The organism is Vannielia sp., assembly GCF_029212645.1.
GTDB lineage: Bacteria > Pseudomonadota > Alphaproteobacteria > Rhodobacterales > Rhodobacteraceae > Vannielia.
In genome coordinates this window covers 14034-37646 of sequence record NZ_JARGND010000011.1, presented here as the reverse complement: position 1 = coordinate 37646, position 23613 = coordinate 14034, and the positions used below count along the sequence as shown (strand labels likewise).

Below are 23613 nucleotides of genomic sequence, written 5' to 3'. Positions count from 1 at the left end.
TCACCGATGGGTAACACCGAAACTCCCGATATCGTCTACACCAAGGTTGATGAGGCTCCCGAACTGGCCAGCGCCTCGCTGCTGCCGGTGATCCAGCGCTTTGCCAAGGCGGCTGGCATCTCGGTCGGCCAGAAAGACATTTCGCTGGCCGGTCGCATCCTTGCCACCTTCCCCGAGAGCCTCAGCGCAGAGCAGCGGGTGAATGACGATCTGGCCCTGCTGGGCGAGCTGGTCAAAACGCCCGAAGCCAATGTGATTAAGCTGCCCAATATCTCGGCCTCCGTGCCCCAGCTTGTGGCCGCCGTGAAAGAGCTGCAATCTCAGGGCTTTGCCATTCCCGACTATCCCGAAACCCCCGGCACCGACGAAGAGAAAGCCGTGCGCGCCAAGTATGATGGCCTCAAAGGCTCGGCGGTGAACCCGGTTCTGCGTGAAGGCAATTCTGACCGCCGCGCCGCCGGTGCGGTCAAGAAATTTGCCCAGGCCAATCCGCACCGCATGGGCGAGTGGTCCGCCGATAGCAAAACCCGCGTCGCCGCGATGGACGGCGATGATTTCTTCTCCAATGAGGCCTCCACCACTCTGCCGGATGACGCCACGGCCAAGATCGTGCTTGAAAGCGGCTCCGGCGAGACCTTGCTGAAAGACGGCCTCTCCTACCCGGCGGGCACTGTGGTTGACGCAACCTTCATGAGCGCCGCCGCGCTCGATGATTTTCTCGCCGAGGAAATCGAAAAGACCAAAGCCGAAGGCGTGCTGTTTTCGCTGCACATGAAGGCCACCATGATGAAGGTCTCCGACCCGATCATCTTTGGCCATGCGGTCAAGGCATGGCTCGCGCCGGTGTTCGACACCTTTGGCGACAGGCTGGCCAAGCTTGGGGTCAACCCCAACTCCGGCCTAGGCGATCTGCTGGAGCGCGTCAAAGGCGAGTCCGAGATCATGGCCGCGATTGATGAAGTCACCTCCGCCCGCCCGCCGATGTATATGGTGAACTCCGACAAGGGCATCACCAACCTGCACGTCCCCTCCGATGTGATCATCGACGCCTCCATGCCCGCGCTGATCCGCGCAGGCGGCAAGGGCTGGGGCCCCGATGGCAAAGAGGCCGACACCGTTTGCGTGATCCCCGACAACTCCTACGCACCGGTCTATGACGAGGCGATCAAGTTCTTCAAAGCCAACGGTAAGCTGAACCCCGCCACCGCTGGCACCGTGCAAAACATCGGCCTGATGGCACAAAAGGCCGAAGAATACGGCTCCCACCCCACCACCTTTGAAATCCCCGAGGATGGCGTCGTCAAAATGGTGCTGGGCGATGGCACCGTGATCCATGAGCACAAGGTCGCAAAGGGTGATATCTGGCGCTCGGCCTCGGCCCGCAAGGCCCCCATCGAAGACTGGGTGAACCTCGCGATTGACCGTCAAAAAGCCACCGGCTACCGCGCGATCTTCTGGCTCGATGCCAGCCGCGCCCACGATGCCGAGCTGATCGCCTATGTGAAACCAATCCTCGAAGCCAGGGGCGTGGCCGACAAGTTCGAGATCATGGCCCCGCGGGAAGCCACCCGCGCCTCGCTGGAAACCATCACCAAGGGCGAGAACACGATTGCCATCACCGGCAACGTGCTGCGCGATTACCTGACCGACCTTTTCCCGATCCTTGAGCTGGCCACATCGGCCAAGATGCTCTCCATCGTGAAGCTGATGAACGGCGGCGGCCTGTTTGAAACCGGCGCTGGCGGCTCGGCCCCCAAGCACGTTCAGCAGCTTCTCGAAGAGAACCACCTGCGCTGGGACAGCCTTGGCGAGTTCTGCGCCTTGGGCGAAAGCCTCACCTTCCTCGCGGACCAAAAGGACAACGCCAAGGCCCGCGTGCTGGGCGATGCGGTTGAAGCCGCAACCCAGGGCATCCTCGATAACGGCCACTCGCCCTCGCGCAAGGTTGGCGAGCCTGACAACCGCGACAGCCACTACTGGTTTGCCCGCTACTGGGCCGAAGCGCTCGCGGCCCAGTCCGATGATGCCGCTCTGGCCAAAGAATTTGCGCCCATCGCGCAGGCACTGGCCGAGAACGAGGCCAAAATTACCGGCGAACTGGCCGCAGTTCAGGGCAAACCCGCTGATATCGGTGGCTACTATCACGGCGACGGCGCAAAACTGGCTGGGGTGATGCGCCCGAGCGCAACGTTCAACGCCATCATCGACTAAATCAACAAAGCGGCGGCCGGATTGAACAATCCCCCGCCGCTTTACTGCAAGCGGCGACTCTAGGCAAAAATCCACCAGGCCCCCAGGGAGACAACGCGATGTCCAAGATCAAGGTAGAAAACCCCGTCGTCGAGCTGGACGGTGATGAAATGACCCGCATCATGTGGCATTTCATCAAGGAAAAGCTGATCCTGCCCTATCTGGATATTGATCTACTCTATTACGATCTCGCCATGGAAGTGCGCGACGAGACCGATGACCAGATCACCATTTATGCCGCCGAAAAGATCCAAGAGGTTGGCGTTGGCGTGAAATGCGCCACCATCACCCCCGATGAAGCGCGGGTCGAGGAATTTGGCCTCAAAAAGATGTGGCGCTCGCCCAATGGCACCATCCGCAACATCCTTGGCGGTGTGGTGTTTCGCAAGCCGATCATCTGCCAGAACGTGCCGCGCCTCGTGCCCGGCTGGACCTCTCCCATCGTGGTTGGCCGCCATGCTTTTGGCGATCAGTACAAGGCCACCGATTTCCACTTCCCCGGCAAGGGCAAGCTAACGATGAAGTTCGAGGCCGAGGATGGCGAGGTGATCGAACGCGAGGTTTATGATGCGCCCTCCGCCGGGGTTTACATGGGCATGTACAACCTTGATGACAGCATCGCCGACTTTGCCCGCGCCTCGCTCAACTATGGGCTCGATATCGGCTGGCCAGTGTACCTCAGCACCAAGAACACCATTCTCAAGGCCTATGATGGCCGCTTCAAGGACCTGTTCCAGCAGATCTACGAGGCCGAATTTGAAGAGAAGTTCAAGGAAGCGGGCATCTGGTATGAGCACCGCCTGATTGACGATATGGTCGCCTGCGCCCTCAAGTGGAACGGCAAGTTTGTCTGGGCCTGCAAAAACTACGATGGCGATGTGCAGTCCGATACCGTGGCACAGGGCTTTGGCTCGCTCGGCCTCATGGCCTCTCAATTGATGACGCCCGATGGCAAGATCGTTGAGGCCGAGGCCGCCCACGGCACCGTCACCCGACACTACCGCCAGCACCAGAAGGGCGAGGCCACCTCAACCAACTCCATCGCCTCGATCTACGCCTGGACGGGTGGGCTGAAGCACCGTGCCAAGCTGGATGACAACGACAAGCTGATGCACTTTGCCGAAACGCTGGAAAAGGTGGTGATCGACACGGTCGAAGCCGGGTACATGACCAAAGACCTCGCCCTGCTCGTCGGCCCCGAACAAAGCTGGCTCACCACCATGGGCTTCCTCGAAAAGATCGACGAGAACCTGCAAAAGGCACTGTAAAAATCCGGGCGGTGGGCGTTGCGCCCACCGCACCCCACCCACGCCGCCTGGCCCCAAACCACAACCGCCCCCACGCCGGGGCGTGGCCCATCGGCTACGGTTGCCCGCCAACCACCGGCCTAAGCGCGGCTCCCGCGATCTTCCTGTTGGCCCGCCCTGCCCGCGCCCCTATCCTGCCGCCATGACCAGCCACACCAAAACCCCGTCCACCCGTATCCTTCCTCTCGCCGTGGGCTTTACCGTGGCTTACCTCATCGTTGATTTGGCCCTCTCAGCCCTTGATGTGGCCGAAAGCTTCATGCTCTCCGGCCTGCCGCCTGATATGCTCTACGAAGACGCGTTGAGTGACGGCCTATTGGCGCTCTACGGGGTGTTAGCCATCGCCGCGATGGTCTTCTTTGCGGTCTTTGTCACCTGCATCGTGATCAACGCGATATTCCTTTACCGCGCCGGTGAACTGGCCAAACTGCTCTCCACCAACGAGGCGCGCTCGGGCGGGCATGCGCATTGGCTCTGGTTCATCGTACCCATCGCCAACCTCTTCATGCCGTTCAAGAAAATGCGCCAGCTTATCACCTTTGCCACCGAGGGCGACGAAACCCTAAAGGCCCCCGCGCCGGGCTACCTCAAAACGCTCTGGGCCTGCTGGATCATCGGCAATCTGGTGGCCAACCTCGGCTTTCGCAGCTTCATGGGGGCCGAAACCGTGGCCGATGTGACCTTCAGCAACTGGTCCTCGCCCTTCGCCTCGGCCTTCACGGTGGTTTCCGGCCTGCTCTTCATCCGCTACATGCGCGAGGTGAGCGCCGGGCTGGACGCGCAGGCAAGCCGCACCGCTCGCCGTGGCACCGCGTTCTGAACAGGGCCAAAGCACCGGCCCTCATCCCCCTTCTGCCCGGAGCGCCCCATGCCCACCCATTACCTCTACCTGATCCTCGCCATCATCACCGAAACGCTTGGCACGACCGCCCTGCCCGCCACCAAGGGCTTCACCCGCATCGGCCCGGCGGCAATTGTGGTGCTAAGCTATGCGCTGTCGTTCTACTTCATGTCACTGGCGCTCAAGGTCATGCCGGTGGGCGTTGTCTATGCCATCTGGTCCGGCGTGGGCATCGTGCTGATCGCGTTCATGGGGCTTATCATCTATGGCCAAAAGCTCGATCTGCCCGCCATTATCGGCCTCGCCCTGATTATCTCGGGCGTTCTGGTCCTGCATCTCTTCTCGGCAACCACCACCCATTGAGCCTGCCCGCCCGCTCGACAGGCCCAAACCAACCGGCAGGCAAGCGGCTCGCACCCCGTGAGATGCAATCTCCGCCCTTTCTGGCACCTCCCCTTTTTGGGAGACAGTCATGATCACCAATGGCCGCTTTCTCTGCGCGTCGCAGCGCAACCCTGTCCTCGCGCACCCGCAAGTCATCCGTTAACGCTCATTCGCGCTGGCCTTTCGCTGCGGTGCCGTATATGCGCGGCGCGAGCAGACAAAGGACGCGCTTCAATGGATCTTCGCAATATCGCCATCATCGCCCACGTGGACCATGGCAAAACCACACTGGTGGACGAGCTTCTCAAGCAGTCTGGCGCGTTCCGCGAAAACCAGGCCGTTGCCGAGCGGGCGATGGACAGCAATGACCTTGAGCGCGAGCGCGGGATCACCATTCTTGCCAAGGCCACCTCGGTGGAATGGAAGAGCACCCGGATCAACATCGTTGACACCCCCGGCCACGCCGACTTTGGCGGCGAGGTCGAGCGCATCCTGTCGATGGTCGATGGTGTGGTGCTGCTGGTGGACGCTGCCGAAGGCCCGATGCCGCAAACCAAATTCGTCACCTCCAAGGCCCTCGCCCTTGGCCTGCGCCCCATCGTGGTGCTCAACAAGGTCGACAAACCCGACGCCGAGCCGGATCGCGCGCTTGACGAGGTGTTTGATCTCTTCGCCGCGCTCGATGCCGACGAAGACCAACTCGACTTTCCGCACCTCTACGCCTCCGGGCGTAACGGCTGGTGCGACGCCGAGCTTGATGGCCCCCGCAAGAACCTCGATGCGCTGTTCCAGCTGGTCGTCAACCACGTCCCCAAGCCGCGCCAGATCGCGCGCCAGGACGAAGACTTCCGCATGCTGGCCACCACGCTCGGCTCTGACCCCTTCGTTGGCCGCCTGCTGACAGGCCGCGTTGAAAGCGGCAAGCTCAAGGTTGGCGCCACCGTTCAGGCGCTCACCCGCAACGGCCAGAAGATCGAGCAGTTCCGCGCCACCAAAATTCAGGCCTTCCGTGGCCTCGGCCTGCAAGACATTGATGAAGCCCAGGCGGGTGACATCGTGTCCATCGCCGGGATGCAAAAGGCCACCGTGGCCGATACGATCTGCGCCCTCGCCGTTGATGAGCCGCTCGACGCCCAGCCGATCGACCCGCCCACCATTACCGTGACCTTCGGCATCAACGACAGCCCCCTGGCTGGCCGCGATGGCAAAAAGGTGCAGTCCCGCGTGATCCGCGAACGCCTGATGAAAGAGGCCGAGCAAAACGTCGCCATCAAGATCGCCGACACACCGGGCGGCGAAGCCTTTGAGGTGTCAGGCCGCGGCGAATTGCAAATGGGCGTGCTGATCGAAAACATGCGCCGCGAAGGGTTTGAGCTTTCAATCTCCCGCCCGCAGGTGATCATGCGCGAGGAAGACGGCGTGAAGATGGAGCCGATCGAAGAGGCCACCATCGACGTGGATGACGACCACTCCGGCGCCGTCATCGAAAAGCTCACCGGCGCCCGCAAAGGCGAACTGGTCGAGATGAAGCAAGCCGGTGCAGGCAAGACCCGCATCGTCGCCCACGTCCCTTCTCGCGGGCTGATCGGCTATCATGGCGAATTTCTCACCGACACGCGCGGCACAGGCGTGCTCAACCGGGTGTTCCACGGCTGGGCCCCGCATAAAGGCCCCATTCCCGGCCGCCGCGCCGGTGTGCTCATCTCAATGGAACCGGGCGAGGCCGTGGCCTATGCGCTCTGGAACCTCGAAGACCGTGGCCGCATGTTCATCGGGGCGCAAACCCCTGTTTATACAGGCATGATCATCGGCGAGCACTCCCGCGAGAACGATCTTGAAGTGAACCCGCTGAAGGGCAAAAAGCTCACCAACGTGCGCGCCTCGGGCACCGATGAAGCCGTGCGTCTGACCACGCCAATCACCCTCTCCCTCGAAGAGGCCATCGCCTATATCAACGACGATGAGCTGGTTGAGGTGACCCCCAACGCGATCCGCCTGCGCAAGCGCTACCTTGACCCACATGAGCGCAAAAAAGCCGCCCGCTCCTAGGGCTGACAGGCGCTCCAACGCCACAACACGGATCACAAACGCAAAAAAAGGGCCCCGCATCGCGGAGCCCTTTTTCTTATCCGGTTGCGGCTGCGCGAACGCCCCTCACTCCGAGGTTTCAACCACCATCAATTCGCGCTCCGAGGCCCCCTTCGCGTGGCTCAGCGCCTCTTGATATTCGGGCGAGTGGTAGCACTCAACCGCCGCATCAACACTGGGGAAACGCGCCACCACATTGCGCGGCCGCTCCTTGCCCTCAAGCTGCACAAACTTGCCACCACGGGCGATAAAGCTGCCCCCATGGGCGGCAATCGCAGGCCCGGCAAGCTTGGCATATTTGCCATAGGCCTCGTCATCGGTCACGGTTACATGGGCAATCCAAAGTGCGGGCATATCAGCCTCCTATCACGGCTTCGGCAGCGGCAATCGCGGCCTTTGCATTCGAGGCGTCACGGCCACCGCCCTGCGCCAAATCGGGCCGGCCACCGCCGCCCTTTCCGCCAAGCTCCACCACGGCGGCCTTCACAAGGTCCACCGCCGAAAGCGTGTCGGTCAAATCACGGGTGACCCCGGCCGCCACAGCGGCCTTGCCTCCCGCATCGGCGATCAGCAACACAGCCCCCGAGCCAAGGCTCTCCTTGTGGGCGTCAATCAACCCCGGCAAATCCTTGCCCGTCACCCCCGACAACACCTGCGCAATAAAGGGAACCCCGTTAATCTCGGCGATTTCCGCCTGGGCCTCGCCCCCGCCCGAAAGCGCAAGCTGCTGGCGAAGCTGCGCCACCTCATTGGTGAGCGCCTTGCGCTCCTCGATGAGGGACTTCACCCGCGCAATCACCTCCGGCCCGGAGCTTTTCAACATTCCCTCAATCTCAGCCAGCGCCTTATCACGCCCACGCAACTCGCCCAAAGCGGCCTGCCCCGTCAGCGCTTCGATCCGGCGAACCCCCGAGGACGACGCCGTTTCCGCGGTCAGCGCAAAAGCCCCGATATCACCGGTGCGCGCCACATGGGTGCCACCGCAAAGCTCCAGCGAATAGGTCTCGCCATCACTGCCCTTGCCGGTGCCCGCGCGGCCCATCGAAACCACGCGCACCTCATCCCCATATTTCTCGCCAAACAACGCCTGCGCTCCAAGCGCACGCGCGTCATCCGGCGTCATGATGCGGGTTTCAACTGGCGTGTTCTGGCGGATAAATTCGTTCACCTCAGCCTCGATCCCGGCGATCTCTTCGGCGCTCAGCGCCTTGCCGTGCGAAAAGTCAAACCGCAGCCTGTCAGGCGCATTGAGCGACCCGCGCTGTGAAACATGCTCACCAAGCGCGTTGCGCAGCGCCTCATGCAGCAGATGCGTGGCCGAGTGGTTGGCCCGGATCAGCGTGCGCCGCCCGTGATCCACCTCAAGCTCCGCGCCCTGCCCGGCCTCGATCTGCCCCTCTTCAACCCGCGCAAAATGGATGAACACGCCCGCCGCCTTCCGGCAATCCGTCACCACGGCGCGCCCCGTTTTCGTGCGAATTGCGCCGGTGTCGCCCACCTGCCCGCCGCTTTCGGCATAAAACGGCGTTTGGTTCAGCACCAGCTGCAACTCTTCCCCCGCGGCCGCCGATTTGGCCCTGTCGGACCCCTTCACAACGGCCAGGATCTGCCCCTCCGCCGCCTCGGTGTCATAGCCCAAAAACTCGGTGACCCCATGCTCCTCGGCCAGATCAAACCAGATCGTCGCATCCGCCGCCTCACCCGAGCCGGCCCAGCTTGCCCGCGCCTTGGCCTTTTGCTCCGCCATCGCCGTGTCAAAGCCTTCGGTATCCACCGCACGGCCCTTTTCGCGCAGCGCATCCTGCGTCAAATCCAGCGGGAAGCCATAGGTATCATAAAGTTTGAACGCCGTCGTACCCGGCAATTCGGCCCCTTCCGGCAGATCCACAATCTCTTCATCGAGCAGCTTCAAGCCGCGATCCAGGGTCTGGCGAAAACGGGTTTCCTCGGCCTGCAATGTCTCTTCAATGAGGCTCTGCGCCTGCCCCAATTCAGGGTAAGCCGCGCCCATTTGTTGCACCAGCGCAGGCACCAAACGGTGCATCAACGGGTCTTTGGTGCCCAACAAATGCGCGTGCCGCATCGCCCGGCGCATGATCCGCCGCAGCACATAGCCACGCCCCTCCGCCGAAGGCATCACGCCATCGGCGATCAGGAAAGAGGTCGAGCGCAGATGATCGGCAATCACCCGATGGTGTGTGCGCCCCTCGCCATCCGGGTCACTGTTAGACGCATGGCCGCTCGCCTCGATCAACGAGCGCATCAGGTCGGTCGCATAGTTGTCATTGGTGCCCTGCAACAGCGCGGCCACCCGCTCAATCCCCATGCCCGTATCAATCGACTGCGCCGCCAGATTCTCCCGGCGGCCATCCTCGAACTGCTCATACTGCATGAAAACGAGGTTCCAGATTTCGATGAACCGGTCACCATCCTCATCCGGCGTGCCCGGAGGGCCGCCCCAAAACTGCTCGCCGTGATCGTAAAAGATTTCGGTACAGGGGCCGCAAGGTCCGGTTGGCCCGGCAGACCAGAAGTTGTCATCGGTCGCGATACGCAAAATGCGATCATCCGAAAGCCCAGCAACCTTCTTCCAAATCTCCACCGCCTCATCGTCGGTATGGTAAACCGTCACCAAAAGCTTGTCTTTGTTGACGCCAAGCTCCTTGGTGATCAACTCCCAGGCAAAGGCAATCGCATCGTCCTTGAAGTAATCCCCAAACGAGAAATTCCCCAGCATTTCAAAGAACGTATGGTGCCGGTTGGTATAGCCCACATTGTCCAGATCGTTGTGTTTTCCGCCGGCACGCACACATTTCTGCGCCGTTGTGGCGCGGCTGTAATCGCGGCGCTCAACCCCGGTAAACAGGTTCTTGAACTGCACCATCCCGGCGGCGGTGAACATCAAGGTAGGGTCATTGCGCGGCACCAGCGGTGAACTGTCGACAACCTCATGCCCCTGTCGGGCGAAATAGTCGAGAAAAGTGGTGCGAATGTCGTTCAGCGTGCGCATGTTTCAGGCGGCCTCGAGGGTGGTTTCCATGGGTTCGGAAAGGTGTATCGCCACCGTCAGGGCCTGTCCACGGGCGAATGTGAAAAGGGGCGGCACCATCACTGGCCCGCCCAAAAAAATCAACGCTGTGGCAGGGTCACGCCTCCAGGATATCCTCACCTTCGCCGGTGTCAGCATCGCTCATGTCGCCATCAAAATCGAGGCCATGGGCGGCGCGAATCTTGTCTTCGATCTCCAGCGCAACATCCGGGTGCTCCTTGAGGAACAGCTTGGAGTTTTCACGCCCCTGCCCAATCCGCTCATCCCCGTAAGAGAACCAGGAACCGGATTTTTCAACCACCCCCGCCTTGACACCAAGGTCCAGAAGCTCGCCGGTTTTCGAAATACCTTCGCCATACATGATGTCGAATTCCACCTGCTTGAAAGGCGGCGCGACCTTGTTTTTCACAACCTTCACGCGCGTCGCGTTGCCCACAACCTCGTCACGGTCCTTGATCGCGCCGATGCGGCGGATATCAAGGCGCACCGAGGAGTAAAACTTCAGCGCATTGCCGCCGGTCGTGGTTTCGGGCGAGCCGAACATCACGCCAATCTTCATCCTGATCTGGTTGATGAAGATCACCATGCAATTGGAGCGCGAGATCGACCCGGTGAGCTTGCGCATCGCCTGTGACATAAGCCGGGCATGCACGCCCACGCTGCTATCGCCCATATCACCTTCAAGTTCCGATTTCGGCGTCAGCGCGGCAACGGAATCGACGACAACCATGCTCACGGCACCAGAGCGCACAAGCGTGTCGACAATTTCCAGCGCCTGCTCACCAGTGTCGGGCTGCGAGATCAGAAGTTCATTAAGGTCCACGCCGAGCTTTTTGGCATATTGCGGGTCAAGCGCGTGCTCGGCATCCACAAAAGCGCACACCCCGCCTTTTTTCTGCTCCTCGGCCACGCAATGCAGGGTCAGCGTGGTCTTGCCCGAAGATTCGGGGCCGAAAATCTCAACAACCCGGCCTTTCGGAAGCCCGCCAATGCCAAGTGCGATATCGAGACCCAGGGAGCCGGTCGAGGTTGCCTCGATGTCAGGCAGGGCGTTCTCGCCCCCCAGTTTCATGATCGAGCCCTTGCCAAACTGCCGTTCGATCTGCGCCAGAGCGCTATCCAGCGCCTTTTGCTTGTCACCGCTCTTCTTGTCGCTCATGCTGAGAAGGTCCGCCGTTGCCATGTGGTTTCCATCCTTATTTCATACGCCGCTAGGGGCGGCAATGACTGCTATTGTTCACCTCTTGTTCCAATCCGTATCGGACCAAAAAGAGAACAAAGCAAGACAAATCTTACCGAACCATCCTGCGCGCCCCTTGGTTAATGAAGCGTGAACGTTTACGAAAAACCTGAAACCCAACAGGGAATGGTTGTAGTAGATGCTGATTTTTTGGGACGCCGGGCTCGTCTTGATGGCCACACCAAAGACCGGAACTCATGCGCTCGAGTTGGCGCTTGCCGAACACATTGATGTGATGTTTCGCCACCCTCCAAAAATCAAACATATGACCTACTCTTGGGCGCAAACCGCGCTGCCGCGATTACTGACGCACGATGAGTTCAGCCGCTTTCGGTTCGTTGCGATGATGCGTGATCCAATTGACTGGTTGGGCAGTTGGTATCGCTATCGTCGGCGCGACGACCTCAACGGCAAGCTCAATTCCACCCGGGAAATGGATTTTTCCAGCTTCCTCAGCGGCTACCTGACAGACCCACAGCCCCCTTACAGTCGCCTCGGGCGACAATGGCGTTTTCTGCGAACCGAGAATGACAAGGTCGGCGTTGATTACCTCTTCCCCTACGAACGGATGGAAGATTTGGTGGCCTTTCTCGAAGAGCGTCTCGACTGCAAACTCGACCTGCCCCGCGCTAATGTCTCCCCACCGGGTGATCTTAAAATCGCCGAGGATTTGCACGCGCCGTTGGAGGAAAACCTCAAGAAAGACCTCCTTCTCTACCGCACACTCGTCTCCGGTGGGGATTGGAAATCCGTTTAGGTGGGGATTGGAAATCCGTTTAAGAGCCTAGAATACAACTCTGGTGAAGCGGCGCTAATGGATCTGTTGGTGCACCGTCGCCGTCAACTCGTTGAGGGAAAAGGGTTTCGGCAAGAAAACGGAGTTGGGAATCAGCGCTTGATCACTGTCGAAACTATCCTCAGCATAACCCGATACGAACACCACCTTGGTGCCTGGGCGCACTTCCAGCGCCTTCTTCACCCAACTCGGCCCATCCATCCCCGGCATGATGACATCTGTCACAAAAACATCGATCTCAAGCGCGTTGTCCTCAAGAACCACCAGCGCTTCCTCCGCACTTTCGGCCTCCAGCACGGTGTAGCCGCGCATCCTGAGCGCGCGGGACGCAAAGGCACGGACCGGCGCCTCGTCTTCAACAAGCAAAATCACCCCCTCGCCCTGTAGCGCGGCCTGTTCCAGCACCTGCTCGGGCACCACCTGCGGCGGTTCGGCCGGGCGATCATAGGCCGGGAAGAAGAGCGTGAAGCAGCTCCCCTCCCCCAGCACACTGTCCACAAAAATGTAGCCGCCCGTCTGTTTGACAATACCATAGGCTGTCGAAAGCCCAAGCCCCGTGCCCTTGGTGCCTTTGGTGCTCCAAAAGGGTTCAAAAATCTTGCTGATCTTATCAGGGTGGATGCCGCTACCCTCGTCGCGCACCGATACTACCACATACGCCCCTGGCGGCACCGTGACCCGGTCACGCTGCATCTCTGTGTCCAGCTGGCGATTCTCGGTTTCAACGGTGATACAGCCGCCATCCGGCATGGCGTCACGGGCATTGACCACAAGGTTCATGATTACCTGTTCCAACTGCCGTTTATCGGCGCGAATCGGGGCGAGCTCGGGATCATGAGTGAGGGATAGCCGCAACCGCTCGCCAACCAAGCGGTTCAATAAATGCCCAAGGTCCGATAGGGTGTCACGCATGTCGAGCACTTCCGGCTGGAGATTTTGCTTGCGTGAGAAGGCCAGAAGCTGGCCAACGAGAGAGGCCGCGCGATTGGCGTTTTGATTGATCTGCACCAGGTCGCCATAGTCAGGGTCACCCTGATCATGGCGCAGGAGCAGCAAGTCACAGTGGCCTGAAATTGCCGTCAGCAGATTGTTGAAATCATGCGCCACCCCACCGGCTAGCTGGCCAATCGCTTGCATCTTCTGGCTTTGAACGAATTGCGCCTCAAGCGTTTTCAATTCGGTCGCATCGTTCAGCACGGCCACGAGTGATATTTCACCGTCTTCTGTTACCCGCTTCAGCGATATCTGCAGGAACACGTCTTTCACCGACTTGCGGGCCCGCACGACTTCCGAGCGGATCGGGCCGCGCCCATCCGCAACTTCGGCTAGCCAATCCAGCACCGAGCGGCCAAGGCCTTCTACCAGTTCCGAAAATGCTGTGCCCTCCATCTGTTCTTCGGCCAACAATTCCCGCGCTTGACGGTTGGCCATGCTCACCATGCCATCGCGGCGAATGCGCAATAGAGCGACAGGCATTTGATCCATAATCGCCGCGCTAGCACCGTTCAGGACAGAATCCTGGGCCTCTTCGGCAGGTAACAGATAAATCTCCCGCCGCCCGATCTGCCCTGCGATTTCAACAACATGGCAGGCCAGATCGCCGCCTTTGCCGTGCAGCACCATCGGCCCCGAAAAGCGATCACTGGGAGCCTGCAAAAACACTTCATCAAGCCGTTTGAGCCGCCCGCCAAGCACGCGTTTCAACGCCTCGTTCATAAACAGGATCGCCCCGGATTTGCCGACAGTCATCATCGGCAGACTCAACGCATCGGCGCCGCGGCCAGTGTCCCGCTCAGCAATCTCTTCCAACCGCCAAAGAAACCCCTCCTCCCCGAGGCGATGCACAACGATGCGCATTTGCCCTTTGCGTGTGACCACATCTTCCGACGCATGGCCTCGCGCCTCGGCCCGGTTTTGCAGCCGAGACAGCAGCGCGGCGGGGTTTGCAACCATGTCACGCAGAGCGCGGCCAAGAGTATCGCCATGCTCAGCCGGAAGCTTGGCGCGGGCACTGCTGTTCATTGTGCGGATGGCGCCATCCATATCAGTTGTCACCGAGGGCGCGTTGTCATGTTCGATAAAGCCTGAGATCGTCTCCGAAAGGGCTTGTTCGGCCGCCACCTGGCGACTTGAGATCAACCGCACCAGCAGCGCCAACGCCACAAGAGTGCCGCCCGATGCCAGAAAGACCAGGGTGAGCGACGGGTGCGGGAGATAGAGGCCGGCACAGATCAACACGGCGGAAATTCCGCCGAGGATCCAGAACTTTTCACTTAAGACCTGCGCCATACGGGCAACTGGTTGTGGCGACAGCGCGGGGTGCGACACGGCACGGGACTCCCTTGATTCGGTTCACAACACAATCGCCCGAAAATCGTTAACCGGGGATTAAAACCTCACCGAAGCACAACTTAGAGACGCATCAAGCCTCACCGCATCTCCGCAGGAGTGCAAGAAAAAACCCGTCTCCCCCCTCAAGCGGCGAGAACCTCCGCTCGGATACCATCTCGAAAGCGCTGTTACGGGCCAGAAACGCGGAAATCTGATCGCCATTTTCAGCGTTCAGCATCGAACAAGTCGCGTAAGCCAACGTCCCGCGCGGCGCAACGAGGCGCGCGGCGGTGTCCAGTATTTCCTGTTGAACGGTCAGCAGCCCATCGAGGGTGGCTTGGTCGAGCGCCCATTTCGCCTCAGGTTGGCGGCGCCAAGCCCCTGAACCCGAACAGGGAACATCTGTGAGGATCACATCGTAAGCAACTGTTTCGACGTCACTTTCAGAAACCAGCCGCGCGTCAACACCCGCCCGCTCAGCGCGAGCTGGCAAGTCTTTCATGCGCTTTGGAAAAGCATCATGGGCGGCGTAGCTCAAACCGGGCGATCTCGCGGCCAGCGCCAGCACCTTGCCGCCACCTCCCGCACAATAATCCAGCACCTTGCCCGTTTCTGGCAGCGGGATGTGCGCACAAACCGCCTGTGACGCGGCATCCTGAAGCTCGACCAGCCCATCAAGGTAGGCCTGCGAAAGCTTGATCCGCCGCGCGCCCTCCACCACCTTCAGGCACTCGGGAGCAAGCGGGCCGGGCTCGGCTACGATCCCTTCATCAGCGAGCGCCTGCGCGGCCTCCTCCCGGCTGGCACGCAGCACATTAGCCCGCAAAAACACATCAGCTCTGCGCTGCAAGACCCTCATAACGCTTTCAAAATCATCGCCAAGGCTGGCCAGCAACGCACCCGACACCCATGCCGGGCAATCAAGCGCCGCCATCCCCTCTGGTGCGCCACCAGCCGCAGTTTCAGCCTCGCTCAACGGCTCCGGCGCATGGCCTTCACCGTTAAACACCGTGGCCGGGTCACGGCCCTCCGCCCGCAGCATCCCCAGCATCAAAGCACGGCCCGTTTCTCCACCACCCCAAGCGGCAAAACTGGCGCGGCAGCGCAGCGCGTCAAACACATGATCCCGGATCGCGGCGCGGTCTTTGGAGCCGGCAAAGCGGTGGCCACGCCCCCAGCGGGTGAGCGCAGGCTCTGCCGCCACACCTCCACGGATTTCATCTAGCACCTCAGCGGCGGCAGCAATCCGGGCAGCAGGAGTCATTACGCTTTAACCTCGCCTCACAAGTCCCTCAGGACATACGGTAATTCGGGCTTTCCCGCGTGATCTGAACATCATGCACATGGCTCTCTTTCAGCCCGGCCCCGGTGATCCTTACGAAGTTGCAGTTCTGGCGCATCGCTTCCACCGTCGGGCAGCCGGTGTAGCCCATTGCAGCGCGCAAACCACCAACCAACTGGTGGATCACCGCGCCCGCCGAGCCCTTGTATGGCACCTGTCCCTCAATGCCCTCTGGCACCAGCTTGTCCGAGGCGGCATCCTTCTGGAAATACCGATCCGCCGAGCCGCGCGCCATCGCGCCAAGGCTTCCCATGCCGCGATAGGCCTTGAACGAACGGCCTTGGTAAAGGATCACCTCGCCCGGGCTTTCATCGGTGCCCGCAATCATCGAGCCGACCATGGCGCAGGAGGCCCCGGCCGCAATCGCCTTGGCAAAATCGCCCGAATACTTGATCCCGCCATCCGCAATCACCGGCACATCGCCCGCGGCCGCCGCGCAGTCCATCACCGCCGTCAGCTGGGGCACGCCGACGCCCGCTACCATGCGGGTAGTGCAAATCGAGCCCGGCCCGATCCCTACCTTCACCGCATCCGCCCCGGCATCTATCAGCGCGCGCGTCGCCTCTCCCGTCGCCACGTTCCCCGCGATGATCTGCACCTCGTTCGAGAGCGCCTTGGCGCGTTTCACCGCCTCGATCACCCCGTCAGAGTGGCCGTGCGCCGTGTCGATCACCACGATATCAACGCCGCTGTCGATCAACTCGCCGGTGCGCTCATAGCCCGAATCCCCCACTGAAGACGCCGCCGCCACCCGCAGCCGCCCCAGATGGTCCTTGCAGGCTGTCGGGTTCAGCACGGATTGCTCGGTGTCTTTCAGGGTCAACAAGCCGGTGAGCTTGCCGTTCTCGTCGGTGACCAGCAATTTCTCGATCCGCCGCGCCTTCATCAGGCTGATCGCCTCTTCACGGTCAGCCGGCTCGTGCAGGATCGCCAGGTTGTCCGAGGTCATCACCACCTTGACCGGCGTATCATCGCCCGGCGAAAACCGCATGTCCCGGTTGGTGACGATCCCAACCACCCGGCCAGCCTTGTCAACCACCGGGAAGCCGGTGAAATTATAGCGTTCGATCAAGGCCTTGGCGTCAGCAATCGTTTGATCCGGGGTCAGCGTGACCGGGTTATAAACGATCCCGCTCTCAAACCGCTTCACCCGGCGCACTTCACGCGCTTGCTGCTCCACGGTGAGGTTCTTGTGGATCACCCCGATGCCGCCCGCCTGCGCCATGGTGATCGCCATGCGGCTCTCGGTCACCGTGTCCATCGCTGAGCTTAACAGCGGAATGTTCATCGAGATTGAGCGCGTCACCCGCGTCGCCGTATCGGCCGTCGAGGGAAGCACCCCGCTTTGGGCTGGAACAAGCAAAACATCATCGAAGGTCAGTGCCTCGCGAATCTCCATCACGGCTCTCCTTGGTGTGGGATCGGTTGGCACGTCCCTATTTCACGAAATGCAGTGAGGGAAAAGAGAGAATACGCGATATATTGACATCCCGGCCCCCACGGCCCCGGCAACCCGAGGCGCGGCACCGCCAAAAAGCCCTACGTGACCGGCCTCGCCCAGCCCGCTGGCGCTGCGCCGCCTCAACGATAGAGCAGCGAGCGCCCGTTTGCGAAAAGCTGCACCTTCTCCGGTGCCGCCGTCAGGCACACCTCCTCGCCGCGCATCCCGTTGTGAATGCCCGGCAGCTTGGCAATCACCGGATCCCGCCCGCCCTGCGCCTTGAAGTAAAGCAGCGTCACCTCTCCCAGCTTTTCGGTGATTTCCACCACGCCGGTAAACGCCGCCTCATCCGCCCCGCAGGCCTGCAAATCCTCGGGCCGGATGCCCACGTTCACCTGCAATCCCATGTGCGCATCCGTGGTGGGCACGGCAGAGGTTGCCACCCCGCCCTCCAGCTTCACTCGGGTCTGCGCGCCGGTGCCAACCACCTCTCCGGGGATCAGGTTCATTGCGGGGCTGCCGATGAACTGCGCCACAAATTCGTTCTCTGGGCGCTCATACAAATCCAGCGGAGAGCCAACCTGCGCGATGCCCTTGTCCGCCAGCACCACGATCCGCGTCGCCAGCGTCATCGCCTCCACCTGGTCATGTGTCACGTAAACCATCGTGCTCTCGGGCATCTGCTCCTTCAACTGTGCAATCTCGATCCGGGTCGCCACCCGCAATGCGGCATCAAGGTTGGAAAGCGGCTCGTCAAACAGGTAAACCTTCGGGTCCCGCACGATGCTGCGGCCAATCGCGACCCGCTGGCGCTGCCCGCCCGAAAGCGCCTTTGGCAGGCGATCAAGGTACTCGGTCAGTTGCAGCTTGTCAGCGGCCCGCTTCACCGCCGCGTCAATCTCAGCGGCAGACTTTTTGGCCAGCTTCAGCGCAAAGGCCATGTTGTCGCGCACCGTCATATGCGGGTAAAGCGCGTAGGACTGGAACACCATGGCGATGCCGCGCTGCGATGGCGGCACGTCGTTCACCACCTGCCCGTCAATCTCCAGCGTGCCCGCAGTGATCTTTTCCAGCCCGGCGATCATTCGCAGTAGGGTGGACTTGCCGCAGCCAGACGGGCCGACAAATACGATCAACTCGCCGGTTTCGATCTCAAGGTTGATGCCTTTCAAAACCTCAACCTTGCCACCATAGGTCTTGCCCACATCGGTCAGTTTCAGATCAGCCATCGTCTTTCCTCCCTCAGCGCGCCAACAGGGCAAAGCCCCACGGCCCAAGCGCCACTTGCCTGTTTAGCGGCGCAACCGCGCCCAGCGCGCCTGCCTTCTCGATCGCCGCCCAGCCCTCACCCGCTTCTGCCGTGCAGGCCGTTTCACTCAAGTTGAACAGGCACAGCATCTCTTTGCCCTCACCGTGGCGTGTGATGCGCAGCACATCGCCCTCGGCCTCGATCTCCTGCGCGCCCTTGGCCAGCACAGGATACCCCTTTCGCAGAGCCACCGCGCGGCGGTAGTGCGCAAGCATCGAGGCGCTGTCTCCCTCCTGCTCGGCCACGGCCTTGAGCAAATGCTCCGGGGCGACCGGCAACCATGGCCGCGCGGCGCTCGCCTCGCTGAAACCGCCATGCACGCCCGCGTCCCACACCATCGGCGTGCGGCAGCCATCGCGGCCCTTGAACTCGGGCCAGAACTCAATGCCATAAGGGTCTTGCAGGTCTTCATAGGCCACATCCGCCTCGCCCAGCCCCAGCTCCTCGCCCTGGTAAAGGCAGGCCGAGCCGCGCAGGCACATCATCAGCACCGCATAGGCCCTGGTTGCGGCGTCGCTCAGGCCCCAGCGCGATGTGTGGCGCGGCACGTCATGGTTGGAAAACGCCCAGCAGGCCCAGCCATCGCGCGCCACCCGCTCTACGCGGTGCATCACATCGGCCACGTATTGCGCCGTGGGCAGGTCTTTGGCCAGCAGCTCAAAGGCGTAGCACATGTGCATCAGATCATCGCCGCGCGTGTATTGGCCAAGGATCTCAAGGCCACGCTGCGCATCGCCCACCTCGCCCACCGCCGCCGCGCCGTAAGGGCGCATCACCGCCCTCAACTCCCGCAAAAACCCCAGATTTTCCGGGCGGGACTTGTCGTAAAGATGTTCCTGCCAGTTGTAGGGGTTCACCGCCGGGGCGGTCTGATCATTGCGCAGGGCCGGATCAAGCGCCGGGTTGTCGCGCAACTCTGCGTCATGGGTGTAAAAGTTGATCGTATCGAGGCGGAAACCATCCACCCCGCGCTCCAGCCAGAACTCCGCCACCTCCAGCAGCTCCGCCTTGACCTGCGGACAGTGGAAATTGAGATCGGGCTGCGAGGTCAGGAAGTTGTGCAGATAGTATTGCATCCGCCCGCCATCCCACTGCCAGGCCGAGCCGCCAAAGATGCTGAGCCAGTTGTTGGGCGGCGTGCCATCTGGCTTCGGGTCGGCCCATACATACCAATCCGCCTTCGGGTTGGTCCGGTCGGCGCGGCTTTCCTGAAACCACGGATGCTGATCCGAGGTGTGGCTCAGCACCAGATCAATAAGCACCTTCACCCCAAGCTCATGGGCGCGCACGATCAAGGCATCAAAATCCGCGAGCGTGCCGAACATCGGGTCAACATCGCAATAATCGCTCACATCATACCCGAAGTCCTTCATCGGGCTCTTGAAGAACGGGCTGATCCACAGCGCATCCACCCCGAGCGAGGCAATATGACCCAGCCGCCGGGTGATCCCGGCAAGATCGCCCACCCCATCGCCCGTGCTGTCCTGATAGCTGCGCGGATAAACCTGATAAATCACCGCCCCGCGCCACCAATCCGGGTTTGCCACACGCGCCTCGCGGGCCGCTTCCACGCTCGAAATCATCGTCATATGCGCCTCATTTTACGGAGCCGGCCAGCAGGCCGCGCACCAGGTATCGTTGCATCAGGAAGAACACCGCCAGCGGCACCGAGATGGAAACAAAGGCCGCCGTTGCCAGAATTTCCCAGTTGCCGCCGCGCGTGCCCAATAGCTCCACGATCTGCCGGGTCATCACCGTGGTCTCGCCGCTGGAATCGATCAGGAACACCATCGCCACCAGCAGGTCATTCCATGTCCACAGGAATTGAAAAATCGCAAAGCTCGCCAGCGCCGGAAAGCTGAGCGGCAGCACGATCTTGGTGAAAATCTGAAAATCCGTCGCCCCATCCACCTTGGCGTTCTCGATGATATCGCGCGGCAGGCCGACCATGTAGTTGCGCAGCAGATAAATCGCCAGCGGCAGGCCAAAGCCGGTATGCGCCAGCCACACCCCCAGGTAGCCCTTGCCGATGCCGATTTCGTTGTGAAACTTCAGCAGCGGGATCAACGCCAGTTGCAGCGGCACCACCAGCAGCGCCACAATCGCCGCAATCAGCAAAGCGCGCCCCGGAAAATCCATCCACGCCAGCGCATAGGCCGCAAAAGCCGCCACAAGGATCGGTATGATCGTCGCCGGGATGGTCACGGTGAGCGTGTTGAAAAACGCCTTGGCCATACTGTCGGTTCGGTCCCCCGAAAGCAGCACCCGCTCATAGTTGTCCAACGTAAAGCTCGGCGGCACCGTGGTGCTTAAAAACACCCGCTGCCCGCGCCCGCTGAGCTGGTCTTCATTGCCGCGCCACTCATAGCTGCCATCGGCCTCTACACGCATTGTCTCGCCATCGCCCAGATCGGCCAGATCGCCGGGCGCATAGGCCGCCACATCCCGGCTGGAGGTGCCCCAGGCCGTCACTTCATTGGCGCCGCCCTCGGGGCCAAACAGGTTGCCACGCACCACATAGCCGGACCCATCCGGCAGGCGCGCCTCATCGGGATCATCGGCGCGGTATTGCACGATCTCCTCGGTTGGAAACAGCGCCTTCCACCAGCCCGACGCACTGATCTGATCGCCGGTGCGAAACGAGCTAACAAACAGCCCCACCGTCGGGAAAATCCACAGCAGCACCAGCGCCACCACCGAGATATGAACCGCCCAGTTCAGCCCGCTCTTGCGCCCTGCAATGTTATCCATCGGTTGCCCTCCCCACGACGCAGGCCATCAGCGCATCTCCTTGCGGGCGTTGTAAACGTTCCACACAAGGATCGGCGTCACCAGCAGCATGATCACCATCGCCGCCGCCGAACCAACGCCCCAGTCATTGGCGCGAAACAGCTTGTCATACATGTAATTCGCCAGAACCTGCGTTTCCCACTGGCCGTTGGTCATGGCGAATACGATGTCGAAGATCTTCAGCACCACGATGGTGATCGTCGTCCAGACAACCACGATTGTGCCCATGATCTGCGGCACCTTGATCTTGAAGAAAATCTGAAACGGGTTTGCCCCGTCCACAATCGCGGCCTCCACCGTTTCTTCGGGGATGCCACGCAGCGCCGCACTCAGGATCACCATGGCAAAGCCGGTCTGAATCCAGATCAGCACCGCCATCAAAAAGAAGTTGTTCCAGAACGGCACCGTGAGCCAGGCATGGGGATCGCCGCCCAGCCCCACCACAATCGCGTTGAGCACGCCAATCTGGTCTTGCCCCGCGGGGCGATAGTCATAAACCAGCTTCCAGATCACCGCCGCGCCCACGAATGAAATCGCCATCGGCATGAAGATGATCGACTTGGCCACGCTGCCCCATTTGATCCGGTCCGTCAGTTGCGCGGCCAGCAGGCCAAAGGCGGTTGAAAGCGCCGGCACCACGATCAGCCAAAGGATGTTGTTGAACAGCGCCTCGCCAAACTTCGGATCGTTCCACATTTGAACGTAATTCTGAAACCCGGCCCACTCATAGCCGCCCCCCGGCACCCGATCCGTCAGCGATAGCCGCAGTGTTTCGACCACCGGGTAAGCAAGGTATAACCCAAGAGCCATCAGCGCAGGCGCCAGAAACAGCCAGGGGCGGATCAGGTTGGCGCGGTTGATATTGCGCCCGGTATGGGGGCCTCTCGCCGGAAACAGCACCTTGTCGAGGAAGATATTGGAGAGGTAAAAGTATCCAACGCAGCCCCCAACCCCAATGAGGATGGTCAAAAGCCCCTGTAGTGCCGGATGCATCTGGCGGCCCTCCCCGGTTGCCATATCCGCGCCCTTGCGGCGCAGCTTGGTAGGGGCTGCCCCCTACAGCGCCGCCCGATGCCCTCGCACCGGGCCACGCAGGTTAGATCACTTCACCGCGTCCCAGCTTTGCTGGATTTGCGCAGCCACCTCGGCGACAGGCTTGCCACCGACATAATCCACCATCCCCGTCCAGAACGAGCCTGCGCCCACCGCGCCGGGCATCAGATCAGAGCCGTCAAACCGGAAGGTCGTCGCGCCAAGCAGGATTTCGTTCATCTTGCGCAGGGTCGGATCGCCAAAGGCATCGGGGTTCACCCCCTTGTGCGGCGTCAAAAAGCCCTTGCGGGCCATCCAGATTTCATGCGCTTCCGGGGTCTTGAGAAAGTCGATCAGATCATGCGCGCCGGGGCTGTCCTTGGTGATCGCCCAAAGCGTGCCCGCACCCAGCACCGGCTGGCCCAGATCGCCCTCACCACTGGCCGGGAAGTAGAAAAAGTCCACATCCTCGCCTACTTCGCTCCCCTCGGGGAAGAAGCTGGGGATGAAGCTCGCCTGTTTGTGCAGGTAGCACTGCGGCGGGGCTTCAAACAAACCCTTGGGGCTTTCCCTGAAGTCGATGGTCGCCACCGCGTCCGAGCCGCCAGCCACATAGGCATCGTTCAGCGCAAACTCACCAAAGGCTTCAATCGCGCCAATCACCCTGGGATCGGTGAAGGGGATCTCGTTGCTCACCCACTGGTCATAGACCTCAGGCGGCTGGGTGCGCAGCAGCATGTCTTCCACCCAGTCGGTCGCGGGCCAGCCCGTCGCCCCGCCAGAGCCAAGCCCAATGCACCAGGGCGTGTCTCCATCGGCCACGATCTGATCGCTGAGCGCCTTCAGTTCTTCCAGCGTTTCAGGCACCTCATACCCGGCATCTTCAAAGTTCTCGGGGATGTACCAGACAAGGCTCTTCAGATCGACCTTGTAGAAAAACCCGTAAAGCGCATCCCCGCCATCCGGCCCCGCATAGGTGCCCAGATCAACCCAGCTTTGCCCGGCGGCGTAATTCTCTTTCAACCAATCGTCGGTGCCCTCGGCCAATGGCGTAAGAAAGCCGCGCTCGGCCATCACGGCGGCAAGGCCGGGCTGTGGAAACACCGCCACATTGGGCGCCGAGCCCGCCTCGGCATCAATCACGATCTGCTGTTCAAAGCTGTCAGAGCCGGTGTAGCGCACATCATGGCCGGTCTTCTCGGCAAAGAGCTCCAGCATCACCTGCACATGCTCCTCATCCACCCCAATCCACGGCCCCGCCACCGTAACCCGCTCGGCCATCGCCGGGGCGCCCAGCAGTGCCAGAACGGCGCAGGTTGATTTGATGTGAAGCTTCATGGCATTCTCCTCCCAGTTGTATCAGACCTAAGCGGCATCCCGCCAAGGTCCAGGTCTGGCGTCGGTTGTGGCAGG

Annotated in this window: 17 protein-coding genes; 6 read left to right on the top strand and 11 right to left on the bottom strand. The window is 61.2% G+C overall.

The features are described 5' to 3' along the window. Positions 1-6: 6 nt before the first annotated feature. The 5 genes from P1U55_RS05460 to typA all read left to right on the top strand — a co-directional run bounded on the left by P1U55_RS05460 (position 7) and on the right by typA (position 6831). Positions 7-2211 (top strand): NADP-dependent isocitrate dehydrogenase, encoded by a 2205-nt coding sequence (locus P1U55_RS05460; protein WP_301046514.1) that lies wholly within the window; start codon positions 7-9, stop codon positions 2209-2211. A gap of 98 nt (positions 2212-2309) precedes the next feature. After that, on the top strand, positions 2310-3518 hold the full coding sequence (locus P1U55_RS05455; protein ID WP_301046513.1) for an NADP-dependent isocitrate dehydrogenase: 1209 nt from the start codon (positions 2310-2312) through the stop codon (positions 3516-3518). 181 nt (positions 3519-3699) lie between these two features. Beyond that, positions 3700-4377: a DUF4328 domain-containing protein gene (locus tag P1U55_RS05450; protein ID WP_301046512.1), complete on the top strand. Its 678-nt coding sequence runs from the start codon at positions 3700-3702 to the stop codon at positions 4375-4377. 48 nt (positions 4378-4425) lie between these two features. Next, positions 4426-4761 (top strand): SMR family transporter, encoded by a 336-nt coding sequence (locus tag P1U55_RS05445; RefSeq protein WP_301046511.1) that lies wholly within the window; start codon positions 4426-4428, stop codon positions 4759-4761. 255 nt (positions 4762-5016) lie between these two features. Further along, positions 5017-6831 carry a translational GTPase TypA gene (gene typA / locus P1U55_RS05440; RefSeq protein WP_301046510.1) on the top strand — a complete coding sequence of 605 codons (1815 nt, stop codon included), beginning with the start codon at positions 5017-5019 and terminating at the stop codon, positions 6829-6831. A 105-nt stretch (positions 6832-6936) separates the two neighbouring features. Here the strand turns inward: typA and P1U55_RS05435 are convergent, their stop codons facing one another. The 3 genes from P1U55_RS05435 to recA form a co-directional block, all read right to left on the bottom strand. Next, positions 6937-7224 carry a DUF1330 domain-containing protein gene (locus P1U55_RS05435; RefSeq protein WP_301046509.1) on the bottom strand — a complete coding sequence of 96 codons (288 nt, stop codon included), beginning with the start codon at positions 7222-7224 and terminating at the stop codon, positions 6937-6939. 1 nt (position 7225) lies between these two features. Beyond that, complete coding sequence (gene alaS, locus P1U55_RS05430) at positions 7226-9880, bottom strand: alanine--tRNA ligase (RefSeq protein ID WP_301046508.1); 2655 nt, start codon at positions 9878-9880, stop codon at positions 7226-7228. Positions 9881-10016: 136 nt separating this feature from the next. Then, positions 10017-11102, bottom strand: coding sequence for a recombinase RecA (recA, locus tag P1U55_RS05425; protein WP_301046507.1), 1086 nt, complete (start codon positions 11100-11102; stop codon positions 10017-10019). A gap of 196 nt (positions 11103-11298) precedes the next feature. On the opposite strand from recA, the gene P1U55_RS05420 reads away from it, so the two are divergent. Next, a complete protein-coding gene (locus P1U55_RS05420; RefSeq protein ID WP_301046506.1) occupies positions 11299-11916 on the top strand; it encodes a gamma-glutamyl kinase in 618 nt (205 codons plus the stop codon). A gap of 54 nt (positions 11917-11970) precedes the next feature. Here P1U55_RS05420 and P1U55_RS05415 read toward each other — a convergent pair whose 3' ends face one another. The 8 genes from P1U55_RS05415 to P1U55_RS05380 form a co-directional block, all read right to left on the bottom strand. Then, positions 11971-14244 (bottom strand): ATP-binding protein, encoded by a 2274-nt coding sequence (locus P1U55_RS05415; protein ID WP_301046505.1) that lies wholly within the window; start codon positions 14242-14244, stop codon positions 11971-11973. A 133-nt stretch (positions 14245-14377) separates the two neighbouring features. Next, positions 14378-15550, bottom strand: a complete 1173-nt coding sequence (locus P1U55_RS05410) for an RsmB/NOP family class I SAM-dependent RNA methyltransferase (RefSeq protein WP_301046504.1) — start codon at positions 15548-15550, stop codon at positions 14378-14380. Between the two features lie 28 nt (positions 15551-15578). Next, positions 15579-17027 (bottom strand): IMP dehydrogenase, encoded by a 1449-nt coding sequence (guaB, locus tag P1U55_RS05405; protein ID WP_301046503.1) that lies wholly within the window; start codon positions 17025-17027, stop codon positions 15579-15581. A 182-nt stretch (positions 17028-17209) separates the two neighbouring features. Continuing rightward, entirely contained in the window at positions 17210-18298 is a 1089-nt protein-coding gene (locus tag P1U55_RS05400; protein ID WP_301046502.1) for an ABC transporter ATP-binding protein, read from the bottom strand. A gap of 13 nt (positions 18299-18311) precedes the next feature. Beyond that, positions 18312-19961, bottom strand: coding sequence for an alpha-amylase family glycosyl hydrolase (locus tag P1U55_RS05395; protein WP_301046558.1), 1650 nt, complete (start codon positions 19959-19961; stop codon positions 18312-18314). A gap of 13 nt (positions 19962-19974) precedes the next feature. Further along, positions 19975-21129, bottom strand: a complete 1155-nt coding sequence (locus P1U55_RS05390; RefSeq protein ID WP_301046501.1) for a carbohydrate ABC transporter permease — start codon at positions 21127-21129, stop codon at positions 19975-19977. A 27-nt stretch (positions 21130-21156) separates the two neighbouring features. Next, positions 21157-22161 carry a carbohydrate ABC transporter permease gene (locus tag P1U55_RS05385; RefSeq protein ID WP_301046557.1) on the bottom strand — a complete coding sequence of 335 codons (1005 nt, stop codon included), beginning with the start codon at positions 22159-22161 and terminating at the stop codon, positions 21157-21159. A 108-nt stretch (positions 22162-22269) separates the two neighbouring features. Beyond that, positions 22270-23538 carry an ABC transporter substrate-binding protein gene (locus P1U55_RS05380; protein ID WP_301046500.1) on the bottom strand — a complete coding sequence of 423 codons (1269 nt, stop codon included), beginning with the start codon at positions 23536-23538 and terminating at the stop codon, positions 22270-22272. Between the last annotated feature and the right edge of the window lie 75 nt (positions 23539-23613).